Below are 12,796 nucleotides of genomic sequence, written 5' to 3' on the forward strand. Positions count from 1 at the left end.
ACTTGCAGTGAACGGGGTCACGCGACCATCTGTTCGGCCTTCTTCAGATCGACCGAAACCAGCTGACTGACACCCTGTTCCTGCATGGTGACACCGAACAGGCGATCCATGCGCGCCATAGTCACCGCATGGTGGGTGATGATCAGGAAGCGCGTGTCGGTCTGGCGGCACATCTCGTCCAGCAGATCACAGAAGCGCGTCACGTTTGCATCGTCCAGTGGTGCATCAACCTCGTCCAGCACACAGATCGGGGCTGGATTGGCGAGGAAGACGCCGAAGATCAGCGCAGTCGCCGTCAGGGTCTGCTCACCGCCCGACAACAGGCTGAGAGTCGAGAGCTTCTTACCAGGCGGCTGGCACATGATCTCTAGACCCGCGTCCAGAGGGTCGTCACTTTCGACCATCACAAGATTGGCCTCGCCACCACCAAAGAGATGCTTGAACAACATGGCGAAGTTTGAATTCACCTGTTCAAACGCGGTCAGCAAACGCTCGCGCCCTTCGCGGTTGAGGCTGGCGATACCGCTGCGCAGGGCCTTGATCGCCTCTTCCAGATCGGCTTTTTCGCTGCTGAGCGTATCGAATTCTTCCTGAACTTCCTTGCTGTCTTCCTCGGCCCTCAGGTTCACCGCACCCATCGCATCGCGCTGGCGTTTGTGACGGTTCACTTCGGATTCCAGAACGTCCGCAGCTGGCATCTGGTCGGGGTTCACGTCCAGCTGGTTCAGCAATTGGTTCGGGGTCAGTTGCTGATCCTCGGCAATCCGTTCGGCCGCCGCGACAACACTTTCCTTGGCCGCGTCACAGCGCGCCTCGGCCGCGGCACGGCTTTCGCGCGCTTCAGATGCCAGACGCTCGGCTTCCCGTTCGGCCAGAACGATTTCACGCTGCTGAGCCTCGGCTTCAGCCAATTTGTCGGCTGCTTCGGCCCGCCGAGCCTCGGCGGCAGCGATCAGTTCGTTCAGTTCCTCACGCGCCTCGGCGATTTCGCTGGGCGCGGCCATGGCCTCGGTCAGCTCTTCTTCCGAGCTTTCCTTGCGCTCGGCAAGTTCCGAGATCCGCTTTTCAGCCGTTTCTAAACGGTGGCGCCATCCACTGAGATCCTTTGTGACCTCTTGGGTACGACGCGTGCGGGCGTCCCCTTCGCGGCGCAGTTCGTCATGGGTCGAGCGGTGGGTCAGCATGGTGATCCGCGCCGCCTCGACGGTCTGCTTGATGTCTTCCACTTCTGCACGGGCGCTGTCGAGGTCGCCCAGGCCGCTTAGAGAGGCTTCTGCCTCGCGCAGTTGTGCACGGGCCGACATCGCATCTTCCTTGTGACGGTCCACGGCCAGAGCAAGGGTTTCCAGCTTGCCTTGTGCAAGATTGCGATCCGCTTCGGCCCGGCTGAGCAGACGGGCGGTTTCAGCCATGCGCTGATCAGCAGCACGGCGGGCTTCACGCGCACGGCGGTCTGCCTCAGTCACATCCGCCAATTGCTGAGACAGGGCTTCATGTGCGGCACGGGCACCGTCAGCCTGTGCTTCGGCACGGGCAAGGTCCTGTTTCAGCGCTTCCAGCCTGTTGAGCTGCTCCAACCGCAGAGCAGCAGCACTTGGCGCGTCTTCGGCCCAGGCACGGAACCCATCCCAACGCCACAGGTCGCCCGAGCGGGACACCAGACGCTGGCCGGGTTTCAACGACGCCTGCAACCGCGCGCCCTGATCCGCATCCACCAACCCGATCTGGGCAATTCGGCGGCTGAGACGATCCGGCCCCGAGACATGAAGCGCCAGTGGTTCAGCCCCTTCAGGCAATGGCTGGTCGCTGTCATATCCAGCCACCTGCACCCAGCCGGACGGGCCGTCGCCCTCAACCAGCGGCGCGCGCAGATCGTCAGCCAGAGCAGCACCCAGAGCCTTTTCATAGCCGGGTTCGACGCGCAGCAGGTCCAGCACCTGACCACCTTCCGCTGTGTCGCGTTCCACCAGCTTGGCCAGAGCAGTGGTTTCGGCCCGGATCGCTCCAAGCTCGCCTTCCGCTTCGGAACGTCGCGCCCGGGCCTCGGCTTCGCGCCCTTGCGTTTCGTTGCGAAGTTCATCCGCTGCGGCAAGAGCCTCTTCGGCGGCTTCGACCGCTTCACGGGCTTCTTCCTCGCCCAATTGGGCTTCTTCAAACGCCTCGCTGGCGCGGATCAGGGCTGTTTTCGCCTCGTCCACGGCCTGCCGGGCTTTTCCCTCTTCGCCCTCGGATCGGGTCAGCGTCTTGCGACTGTCTTCGACCAGACGCTGGGCTGACTGGTGCCGGGCAACTAGGCGGGCCATATCCTCGGTTTGCTGCGACAGGTGGTCTTCGCGTTCCTGTAGGATCGAGGCCGCCTCGCGGGCGATTTCCGCCGCCTCGGCCACTTTCTCATCGTGACCTTCAGCTGCCTTGGCCAACTCGCGCGCTTCCCATTCCAGCCGTTCGATCATTTGTCCCGCATCGCGGTTCAGACCGGCTTCGCGTTCGATGTCGTTGCCCAGCTGCTGGATTCGGTTGGTCAATGTTTCGATCGTCTGACGCGCGCGGGTTTCCTGATCGGACAATTGATCGCGCTGCACCTGCTGGCGTTGCAGCACGGCGGCGGCAATGGCCTCTTCCTCGCGCAGCGGCGGCAGGGTTTCCTCGATCTCGGCACGTTTCGCGGCAGCAGCGCGGGCTTCAGCCTCGGCACGGGAGGCTTCGGTGATCCGCTCACGCAGTTTTTCTTCGGCCTGCTGGCGGGCCATGTCGGCCTCTTTCCAACGTCGATAAAGCAGCATCCCCTCGGCCTGACGCAGCTGTTCGCCAATTTCGCGATAGCGCGCCGCCTGACGGGCCTGACGCGCAAGCTGGGCCAGTTGTCCGCCCAACTGCTCCAGCACGTCATCGACGCGGGTCAGGTTGGCTTCGGTGCCCTTCAGCTTCAGCTCGGCCTCATGGCGACGCTGATAGAGGCCCGAGATCCCGGCGGCCTCTTCCAGAATACGGCGACGGGCGCGCGGCTTGGCGTTGATCAACTCGGCAATGCGGTTCTGTCCAACCAACGCGGGCGAATGCGCACCGGTCGAAGCATCGGCAAACAGCATCTGCACATCGCGCGCACGAACGTCTTTGCCATTTGTCTTGTAGGCACTGCCCACATCGCGGGTGATGCGGCGTACGATTTCCAGTTGATCGCTGTCGTTGAACCCCGACGGTGCCAGACGCTCCGAGTTGTCCAAGGTCAAAACGACTTCGGCAAAGTTGCGCGCCGGACGTGTGGCAGCACCGGCAAAGATTACGTCTTCCATCGCGCCGCCGCGCATGGATTTGGGGCGGTTTTCCCCCATCACCCAGCGCAATGCTTCCAGAAGGTTGGACTTGCCGCAGCCGTTCGGGCCCACCACACCAGTCAACCCGTCCGCGATGATCAGATCGGTCGGATCAACAAAGCTTTTGAAGCCGGTCAGTTTGAGCTTGCTGAAACGCAATGGCTGCGTGTCCCATGATTCCTGTGCATTGAAAGTCTGCGCAAGGGATGGGGTCTGAGTCAACGGAGTTGCGCAGGATATGGGATTTCAATTTGAGTTATCCACAACATCTTGCCTAAATGCGCAAGAATGCGCGTGTTTTAATAAGGGGTGCATTCAAAGACCTGGTAACCGTAGTCGTCACCGACATTTTCATAGGCACCATAGTCGATGCACTCGTAGTTCGGGGTAGAGACGGCTGTCAGCAGCAATTGCTTGCCCGCCTCTCGATCACACCCCAGAACACCAACCGTGACCGCCGCATCACCCAAAACATCCAGGATCGGACAGCCAGAAACCTGCGCCATCGCCAACGCGGCCCGATCCCGAACCGGACCCAGCCGAGGGGCGTATTGTGCGTTGATCCGCACAGCCTCGGCCAGATCGCCGCGCACGCGCACATCGAACACACTGCCATTCACAGCCACGCGAGTGGCAGGAACATCGCGAAAATGCGGAGTGCCGGCGGCGCAGGCGGCCAGCAACAGAAGTGCGAGAAACCGGATCATGCCGCAAAGTTGCAGCATTTTGGTTAACAGAACCTTTCCGAACGTCAGGCCCGCAGCACCTCTCCCAGCCGGCGAATGCCTTCGCGGATCGTCGCCTCGTCGGAATTTGAAAAACTGAGACGGATCGTGTTTGCACCGCTGCCATCCGGGAAAAACGCCTGCCCCGGAACAAAAGCTACTTTGACTGTGTCCAGCGCACGCGCCAGCAGGTCAGAGCCAATCCTCCCCTCGGGCAACGTGACCCAGATGAACATTCCACCCTCAGGGCGTGTCCAATCCACCCCGTCCGGCATATGCTGTTCCAATGCGTTCAGCATCACATCACGGCGGCTGCGATAGACTTCGCGCACTTTTGGAATATGAGTGTCAAAACAGGCCTGCGCCACCTGATGCACGGCCATCTGGTTAATGGTCGCGGAATGAAGGTCGGCTGCCTGTTTCAGCAGTACCATCTGAGAAATGACTGGCTTGGACGCAACGACCCATCCCATGCGCAAACCAGGCGACAGCGTTTTCGAGAAACTGCCGCAATAGATCGTCCGACAGTCCTCGATTGACCCTTTGCGGGCCTGCTCCAAAGACAGTATGGGGGGGATCGGTTCCCCGTCATAGCGCAGAGCCTGATAGGCTCCGTCCTCTATCAACGCGCAATCCAGCTCCTCGGCCAGATCCAGCAGAGCCTCCCTGCCCTGCAAGTCCACGGTTTCTCCTGTCGGGTTTGCAAAATCCGCTGACAGATAGGCGAACTTCACAGTGCCTTCGCCTGCTGCGGCCTTGTATTCGTCCGCCCCTTGGTTGCCATTGAGCCGGTCAAAGCGCGGCTCATAGGCGTTGAATGCCGCCAGCGCACCCAGATAAGTGGGCCACCCAACCAGGGCCGTATCGCCGGGGGACAGGAACAGCTTGCCCAGATAGTCCAGCGCCTGCTGTGAGCCAGAGGTGATCAGGATGTTGTCGATGTCACACTCCACCCCGATTTCGTGCATGTGCTGCACCAGCCACTGCCGTAATGGGACATAGCCTTCGCTGACCGAGTATTGCAGCGCCTGCGCTTGCATATCCGGCCCCAGGGCCTGCTGAAACGCCTGTGCAAATGCATCGGCGGGAAACAGGGCGGGATCAGGAATCCCACCGGCAAAGGAAATGATGCCGGGTTGGTCGAGCAGCTTCAGCAGTTCGCGAATCTCTGACGCTTTCATCCGCGAGGCCCGGGTGGCAAACAAAGGGTTTTGGGACATGAGGTTCCTCCGATCTCAATTCGGCGCAGCCTATGCCCTCTCACATTAAAGTCAATATTGCTGACCTTATTTTTCGGCGGATGTGACCGGGGATTCTTGAACAGCACCAGCGTCCATGGTCAAATGAATTGACCAATTTCGGAAGATGAGATGCCTTTTCACAAAGTTCAGACGGAAAAACTGTCGCTCGCAGTCGTTCGCCAGATCGAGCTTCTGATCCTGCGTGGCATCCTGCGCCCTGGAGAGCGCCTGCCATCAGAGCGAGAGTTGGCAGAGCGCATGGGCGTTTCGCGCCCGTCCTTGCGTGATGCAATTTCCGAACTTCAGGAACAGGGGCTTTTGACCGCGAAAGCCGGATCCGGGATCTATGTGGCCGAGGTTCTGGGCTCTGCCTTTTCCCCTGCGCTGATCCGTTTGTTCGGCAGCCATGAGGAAGCCGTATTCGACTATCTGTCCTTTCGCCGTGACATGGAAGGGCTGGCGGCCGAACGGGCCGCGCGGATGGGATCAGACAGCGACCTTAAGGTCGTTCAAGCGATCTTTGACAAGATGCAGGCGGCCCACAACCGAAACGCTGCGAATGACGAGGCGCAGCTGGATGCCGAATTCCACATGGCCATCATCGAGGCCAGCCACAATGTGGTGATGCTGCATATGATGCGGTCGATGTATGACCTGCTGGTGCAGGGGGTGTTCTACAATCGCCAGACCATGTTCCGTCAGCGCGCCACCCGCGAGGCCATCCTAGATCAGCACCGCGCCATCAATGTGGCTCTGCAACAGCGTGATCCTTTGGCTGCACGAAATGCAATTGAACGCCATTTGGACTTTGTGGAACGCTGTATGGCGGACCAACAAAAGACCGATCGGAACGAAGCTATTGCGCAACAAAGGCTGCAACACGAAACCGGGCGGACCTAAGGGCCGTCCTGATAATTCAGACCGAGCAGGGCAAGGCCGGGACTAGGCGGCGCCTGACGCGGCTGGAAGCAGATGTCGGGGAAACGGAGCCCCGCTGCCTTCTCCCAGACGGTCCTCAGCGGCCAGTGTTGTCAGGGCCGGGTCGATGAACAGCCTTGCACCGCGATCCCTCAGATGTTTGTGCAGCATAACATGTTCGCACACTTGTTGGCCTTTTTCGTCCCGGCAAGAATAGCGCAATCCCCGCAGCGCGCGGGATTTATACAACCCGGCACCTCCGAAAGCGCTGTCGACCGGGATCAGGGGCGTATCGGCAGGAATGTGAAACTGGCGGTCAAAAACAGCGGACTTCATAACAGACCGGCGCCATTTACGACGCCCGAACAGCGGCCTGCGCGTGCTTTGAATGCGTTGCCACACGTCTTCATCACACCAGCCAGGGCATCGCAGCGCGTAGATATCGTCATACGCTGGTTTGGGGTTGGCGAAAACACCTTCCCACAACGGGGCGACCCGCTGCGCTGCTGCCAGAACTGTCTGAGCATCCAGGCAGGTATTCGGACCATCCATATCCAACACCAGTGTCAACTCCAGGTCCCTGTCTTGGTCCTCGAGTTTTTTGAGAACTGCGTTCCTGGCCGCCGTGATGCGCTCGACCCGGTTTGGCAATTCTGACGCTAGACCATCCAGTCGCATGATATCGACATGCCTACTTTGACCCGCATAGTCGGACAACACTTGATCCGTACCGTCCGTGTTGTCGTTCGTCGCAATGGTGACAGTGAACCGGCGCAACTGCGCGGACAGGTTTTCGATCCTGTTGATCGTGTCGATCAGCGCCGACCCGCCATTTCGGACGACGCCGACAATATTCATCGAAACTGCGTTGCCTGACACCGCCTGTCTTTCCCTGCTATTGTCACGCCCCCAGCGGAGCGCTCCTATCAACCTGATCCCCGGCAGGTCATAGGATTCGGAGTGTTTCGAACAACAGAAACAGAAGCGGGCCAAAAACAAAAGACCCGACAGCCAAAAGCTCTCGGGTCGTCTGTTTCATTTGTCTGTCGGGGTCACCCTTCAGTGCAGCTTGGCACCTACATCTGCAATCGATGCATCGATCAGCTTGTTGGCCTGCGCTGCGGTCATTTGCTTCGCCAGAACCGAGCTTGCCGCGGAAACCGCAACCGAAACGGCCTGATCACGCACTTCCTTCACTGCAGATGCTTCAGCCGAAGCGATCTGGTCTTGAGCAGCCGCAAGACGACGCTCGATCGACTTTTCCAAGTCAACTTTCGCCTGTTCTGCTGCCAAAGCCGCGTCTTCCTTCGCTGCTGCAACAATCGCATCGGCCTGCCCCTGAACTTCACGCTGCTTGCGCTCGTAAGAGGCCAGCAAAGTGCGTGCTTCTTCATGCAGCGCACGGGCTTCGTCCAGTTCGGATTTGATGCCTTCGGCACGGTTGTCCAGCGCACCGCCGATCATACCGGGGACCTTGAAGTAGAACAGGACCGCGATGAAGACGATGAAGCCCAGAAGGACGACAAAGTCGGTATTGCCAAGCGAGAAAAACGGGCCGCTTGCGGCAAAGGCCGGGCTGGCTGCACCAACGGTCAGGACAAGAGCAAGAGTGTTCCGCATGTCACTTATCCTTTCGTCTGCGCGTCAACAGCACTGGCAATAGCATCAGCTTCCGCTTCGCCGCCCAGCGCAATTACCAGTTCAGCCGCCGTATCCTTGGCAACCACCTGAATGCTTTCCAGCGCACCGACACGGATTTCGGCAATCGCCTTTTCCGATTCAGCCGCCTTTGCAGCGATTTCCGCGTCCGCCTTTGCAATCGCGACATCCAGACCAGACTGGATTTCGGCGCGTGCTTCGGCAGCGATCCGCTGCGCTTCGGCACGGGCATCGGCCAGCGCCTTGTTATAGGCCTCTTCGGCCTCGACCGCTTTGGCCTTCAGATCTTCGGCCGCAGCCAGGTCATTTGTAATGGTCCCCTGACGTTCCGCCAGGATTGCCGCGATGCGCGGCAGGGCCACGCGGGACAGGACCAGAAAGATGACGACCAGCGTAATGACCAGCCAGAAAATCTGGTTGGGGAACCAATCGAAGCAGAGCTGTGGCATCCCGATGGCAGAGCCATGCGAGTCGACGCACGAGCCAACTACTTCTTCTGAAATGGGTTCAGTCGCCATGATGTCCTCCGTCGGAACGTTGTCTTTACAACAGATGGGCCGCTATGGCTTGGGCCCACCTGCGCGTAAGGATCAGGTTCCGCAGATTAGACGGCGAACATCAGCAGCAGCGAGACCAGGAATGCGAAGATCCCCAGGGCTTCTGCGAATGCGATACCGATGAACAGGGTTGCGGTCTGCGAAGCAGCCGCCGAAGGGTTGCGCAGGGCGCCGGCCAGGAAGTTGCCTGCTACGTTGCCCACCCCGATTGCGGCTGCGCCGGAACCGATTGCTGCCAGGCCTGCGCCGATGTGTGCGAGATCGCCTTCCATGATGTTTCTCCTTACGAATTGGAAGTTTCGATGTTTGGGTATCGGACCTTAGTGCGACGGATGCAGCGCATCCTTCAGGTATACACAGGTCAGAATGGTGAATACGTAGGCCTGAATGAAGGCCACCAGGACCTCAAGGCCGTACATTGCGGTGATCGCCAGAACCGACACGGGCGAAATCACGGCAATCGCGGCGAAGCCTGCGAAAACCTTGATCACCGCGTGGCCTGCCATGACGTTACCGGCAAGACGAATGGAGTGGCTGACGGGACGCACGAAGTACGAGATCAGCTCGATGATTGCCAGGATCGGGCGCAGCGCCAACGGCGCGCTGGACACCCAGAACAAACCCAGGAACCCGGCGCCGTTCTTGACGAAGCCCAAAATGGTCACGGTCAGGAACACGGCCAGCGCCAGCGGGATGGTCACGGCGAAATGCGATGTCGTGGTGAACGAGGTCGGGATCAGACCCAGGAAGTTCGCGGTCACGATGAACATGAACAGGGTCATGACATAAGGGAAGTACTTGACGCCTTCCTTGCCGCAAATGTCTTCCAGCATCTTGTAGATGAAGCCATAGGCCAGTTCCGCCACCGACTGCATACGCGTCGGCACAATGGCACGTTTGGATGTGGGCAGAACCAGCAGAGCTGTTACGGCCAGCACTGCAAAGAACAACCACAGAGTCACGTTGGTGACCGTGAACATGCCTATCGCACCGTCGCCGAACAGCGGCTTGACGATGAACTGATCCATCGGGTGGAATACCAGGCTGCTGCCTTCTGCTGCGGTGGTCTCAGTTGCCACGTTCAGTCCCTCTCGTCCTTCTCGGCCGCCGATGCCGCCGTTTGTTTATCTTGAACCTCTTTCGCGCTGCGGAGCATAACCTTCACGCCCGCGACAAGGCCCAGCAATGTGAACAGCACCAGAAAGATCGGGATCGTCCCGAGCAGGCTGTCCAGCCCGTATCCGATGCCAAATCCGATCCCGAGACCGGAAACCATTTCAATGACCATCCTCCAGGCAAGCTCGCCCCCGGACACGTCAGCGTCCGCACGAGGTTTTGGCGCCTTGGCCTTTTTCGCCGCCTCGATCTTGGCCTCCAGCTGCGCCATCCGCTGCTTTTGGTCATCATCGGTCACGGGCGTTTCCCTCGTACAGTCTTGGGCATGGTGCTAAGGCGCGAAAGGCGCAGAGTCAACGACCTTGAACGCCCTGATTGACGCACCTTAACACTCTGAAAAAGTTGTATTTTCCAGAAGACCCAAGGCACGCCAATCGCTCCGATGGCCACCGGTGCGCCGCCAGAGCCCTGAATCTCCATATTCAACCAAATGGTTGACCAATCCCGACGGCTATGGTTGAGCGGACACATGTCCAACGATCTCGACACAGTCTTTGCAGCCCTCGCCGACCCCACCCGCCGCGCTATCCTGGCGATGCTGCTGGAGGATGATATGGCCGTGACAGATGTGGCCGAACCGTTCGAGATGTCGCTGGCCGCGATTTCCAAACACTTGGTGATACTGACCAAGGCAGGTCTGATCAGTCAGGAAAAACACGGGCGGGTAAAGTGGTGCAAACTCGAACCTGACGCCTTGCGCGCCGCTTCGGTCTGGATGCAGGGGTTCGGGCAATTCGAACCCGTCAATCTGGACGCGTTCGAACGGTTTCTAGAAATTGAACTGCCGAGGTCGGACGAGGCCTAACGCACCACAAAAACCGACATGCTGGCGTGTTTCGCCAGATAACCGGCGTGGCTCGAGAAGATGTAGTCGGTGATCCGGGGTGCGTGGGTGCCGACAATGACCAGATCTGCGCCAATCTCCTCCGCAGCACGGGTCAGATCGCTGTCCACTTCGGCGGCGACGTCGACCGAATGCACCTTGCGCATGGAAACGTCGGATCCACTCTCAGCAGCCAACTGTTCGGTGAACTCCGCCAATTCCTTGTCGATCTCAGCTTCGGTTTCCGAGGATTCACCCATATGGGCCCCGGTGACGCTGACCAGAGTAATTTTAGCCCCCTGCCATTTTGCAACTTGTGCAGCGACATCGGCCGCTTTGCGAACCTCGGGCGGTAGATGCCGGTCAATCGGCAACATGATGTGTTTGAACATGATCTCCTCCTTTAGCTTGCTGACGAAGCTAATGGAGGTGCCGCAAGGGCGCCTTGATCTGGCTCAACAAAATCTATCTCTGGGATGTATCTTGGATTCGCCCGGTTCCGCCCGAGAAGATGGGCCTTATTCCATGACGCGGCGAACTGGCACCGAGGGCGGGATTTCCTCTTTCAACAGCATAAGCAAAGCGATGATTGTCAGCGCCACACCACCCAGGATCAAACCGGGTGGCACGCCTTTGCCCAGCGCAATCTCCCACAAAATGACCCAGCTGGGAACTAGGTAGGTATAGGCCATGACCTTGGCCGACGGCAGCCGCAGGGAAGAAAACTGCACCAACACGAAGCTGGCTGCCGTTGCAAAGAACGAAATATAGAACAAGCCGATCCAGACAATGGCCGGAAGCGCAGCCCAATCGGTGGCCATCAGGTCAGACCAGCCGAGCACGACCAACAACAGGCACCCGGCGACCAGCGTACCGAAGGTAAAGACCACGGCGGGCTCTCCTCGGTTCAGCTTGCGGATCGTGGGCGTATAAATCGCGTGGGCGACGCAGCCCCAGAAATAGATGATCTCGCCCCCACCGATTTCAAAGGCACGGAACATCTGCCAGTCGGCCCGAAAGATCACCCACAGCGCGCCCACCGCACCGATGGTCAGTGCCAGCGCCATGCGCGGCGTTGTGATCTGGCGCAACAAGACCCACCCCGCCATGGCAGAAACAACTGGTGTCAAAGTGAATACCGCGGCCGCACTGACAGGCGGCGCGGTTTGCAGCCCATAAAACATCAGGACGAAATAGGTGGCGAATAGACCCCCAAGTACCAGATAACGCCAAGGCGCCTGCGCGGCGCTGCGTGGCAGGCCGGTTGTTGCAAGCGCGGCCAAACCAATCACCGCAGCGGCAATCGCAAAGCGCACCGCGTTCAGAGCGGCCGGGGCAATCTCGTTGGCGATCATGGACCCCAGCGAAAAGCTGCCCGCAACAAGGGCTGAGAAGGTCAGCATGGCCAGATGGCCACGCATCTGCGGATTCATGGCTGCCAGCCTTTGGCTTCTTCTTTCAGATAGCTCAGGAACGCCTGCACCTTGGTGGTGCGATGCAAATCCACGTGGGTCACCAGCCAAAGATTGCCGAACCATTCCGGGAGCGGATCAATCACCTCGACCAGATTGTCGTGGCGGGCGGCCTCCCAACGGGCCATGAAACCGATGCCTGCACCGGCCAGAACGGCCTCGCGCATGCAGAAGTTGTTGGTACAGCGGAAGGTGATGCGATCGGCAGGTACCGTCGCGCGCAGCCAGCGGGTGAACGGCGCGCGGCTGGTCTCATCGTCAGAACTGACGAAGTGATAGTTTCCGAAATCCTCGATGCCGGATGGCCTGCCGAACCGTTTGACGTACGAGGTACTGGCATAAAGGCCGACTTCCTCTTGCCGGAACGGTTGGACAACATTGTCGGGTTGATCGGGAGCCGATCCGGCGCGGATCGCCACATGCGCCTCGCCATATTCCAGCCGGAACAGCCGGTCGCCGGTCAGGTATCGCACGATCAGGTCCGGATGCATCTTTTGAAACGCGGTGAGCGTTGGCACGACCAACGGCGCAAGAGACCCCAGAGATGTCACGACCAATTCACCCGAGACGTCGTCTCCGCGACCCTTCATCCGGCCGACAAGCTGATTGAACTGATCTTCGGTAGCCTGCGCCACACGCAGCAGATCGTCGCCTGCTTCGGTGGGTGTGTATCCCCGCGCATGACGCTGAAACAGTTTGACACCCAAACGCGACTCGATCGCATCGATGTGACGGATCACGGTGGCATGGTGAACACCCAGAACCTCTGCCGCGCCGCTGACCGTACCCATGCGTGCCACCTGATAGGCGGTTCTCACTTCATCCCAATTGTCCATGGCAATGTCATCACTGTGCAATTTCCAACAATAACTGTTGATGTATCCGAGTTTCGTTCGCAAACGCAATAATCA

14 protein-coding genes are annotated in these 12,796 nt (G+C 59.3%); 2 read left to right on the plus strand and 12 right to left on the minus strand.

Annotation, left to right across the window (positions count from 1 at the left end; genetic code table 11):
• Positions 1-17 precede the first annotated feature (17 nt).
• The 3 genes from D1823_RS10700 to D1823_RS10710 form a co-directional block, all read right to left on the minus strand.
• Positions 18-3,473, minus strand: a complete 3,456-nt coding sequence (locus tag D1823_RS10700; RefSeq protein ID WP_117872850.1) for a chromosome segregation SMC family protein — start codon at positions 3,471-3,473, stop codon at positions 18-20.
• A gap of 140 nt (positions 3,474-3,613) precedes the next feature.
• Entirely contained in the window at positions 3,614-4,039 is a 426-nt protein-coding gene (locus D1823_RS10705; protein WP_254683711.1) for a hypothetical protein, read from the minus strand.
• 26 nt (positions 4,040-4,065) lie between these two features.
• A complete protein-coding gene (locus D1823_RS10710) occupies positions 4,066-5,259 on the minus strand; it encodes a PLP-dependent aminotransferase family protein (RefSeq protein WP_117869894.1) in 1,194 nt (397 codons plus the stop codon).
• Between the two features lie 150 nt (positions 5,260-5,409).
• On the opposite strand from D1823_RS10710, the gene D1823_RS10715 reads away from it, so the two are divergent.
• On the plus strand, positions 5,410-6,180 hold the full coding sequence (locus D1823_RS10715; RefSeq protein ID WP_117869895.1) for a FadR/GntR family transcriptional regulator: 771 nt from the start codon (positions 5,410-5,412) through the stop codon (positions 6,178-6,180).
• 42 nt (positions 6,181-6,222) lie between these two features.
• Here D1823_RS10715 and D1823_RS10720 read toward each other — a convergent pair whose 3' ends face one another.
• The 6 genes from D1823_RS10720 to D1823_RS10745 form a co-directional block, all read right to left on the minus strand.
• Entirely contained in the window at positions 6,223-7,077 is an 855-nt protein-coding gene (locus tag D1823_RS10720) for a hypothetical protein (RefSeq protein ID WP_162896810.1), read from the minus strand.
• A gap of 180 nt (positions 7,078-7,257) precedes the next feature.
• Positions 7,258-7,818 carry a F0F1 ATP synthase subunit B gene (locus D1823_RS10725; RefSeq protein WP_117869897.1) on the minus strand — a complete coding sequence of 187 codons (561 nt, stop codon included), beginning with the start codon at positions 7,816-7,818 and terminating at the stop codon, positions 7,258-7,260.
• 5 nt (positions 7,819-7,823) lie between these two features.
• Positions 7,824-8,375 carry a F0F1 ATP synthase subunit B' gene (locus tag D1823_RS10730; RefSeq protein ID WP_117869898.1) on the minus strand — a complete coding sequence of 184 codons (552 nt, stop codon included), beginning with the start codon at positions 8,373-8,375 and terminating at the stop codon, positions 7,824-7,826.
• A gap of 86 nt (positions 8,376-8,461) precedes the next feature.
• The gene (locus D1823_RS10735; protein ID WP_005981269.1) at positions 8,462-8,686 is read right to left on the minus strand and encodes a F0F1 ATP synthase subunit C; all 225 of its coding nucleotides are present in this window, start codon (positions 8,684-8,686) and stop codon (positions 8,462-8,464) included.
• A gap of 48 nt (positions 8,687-8,734) precedes the next feature.
• Positions 8,735-9,493: a F0F1 ATP synthase subunit A gene (locus D1823_RS10740; protein WP_117869899.1), complete on the minus strand. Its 759-nt coding sequence runs from the start codon at positions 9,491-9,493 to the stop codon at positions 8,735-8,737.
• A gap of 2 nt (positions 9,494-9,495) precedes the next feature.
• Complete coding sequence (locus tag D1823_RS10745; RefSeq protein ID WP_117869900.1) at positions 9,496-9,828, minus strand: AtpZ/AtpI family protein; 333 nt, start codon at positions 9,826-9,828, stop codon at positions 9,496-9,498.
• A 231-nt stretch (positions 9,829-10,059) separates the two neighbouring features.
• Between D1823_RS10745 and D1823_RS10750 the strand changes: the two genes are divergently transcribed.
• Positions 10,060-10,395: a helix-turn-helix transcriptional regulator gene (locus D1823_RS10750; RefSeq protein WP_117869901.1), complete on the plus strand. Its 336-nt coding sequence runs from the start codon at positions 10,060-10,062 to the stop codon at positions 10,393-10,395.
• Here the strand turns inward: D1823_RS10750 and D1823_RS10755 are convergent.
• From D1823_RS10755 to D1823_RS10765, 3 genes are all read right to left on the minus strand, one after another.
• The gene (locus D1823_RS10755) at positions 10,392-10,805 is read right to left on the minus strand and encodes a universal stress protein (RefSeq protein WP_117869902.1); all 414 of its coding nucleotides are present in this window, start codon (positions 10,803-10,805) and stop codon (positions 10,392-10,394) included. The two genes, D1823_RS10750 and D1823_RS10755, sit on opposite strands and share 4 nt — an antisense overlap.
• Positions 10,806-10,931: 126 nt before the next feature.
• The gene (locus D1823_RS10760; RefSeq protein WP_117869903.1) at positions 10,932-11,846 is read right to left on the minus strand and encodes a DMT family transporter; all 915 of its coding nucleotides are present in this window, start codon (positions 11,844-11,846) and stop codon (positions 10,932-10,934) included.
• Entirely contained in the window at positions 11,843-12,721 is an 879-nt protein-coding gene (locus D1823_RS10765) for a LysR family transcriptional regulator (RefSeq protein WP_117869904.1), read from the minus strand. Before D1823_RS10765 ends, D1823_RS10760 begins: the two co-directional genes overlap by 4 nt.
• Between the last annotated feature and the right edge of the window lie 75 nt (positions 12,722-12,796).

It is taken from the genome of Ruegeria sp. AD91A (genome assembly GCF_003443535.1).
Taxonomy (GTDB): domain Bacteria; phylum Pseudomonadota; class Alphaproteobacteria; order Rhodobacterales; family Rhodobacteraceae; genus Ruegeria.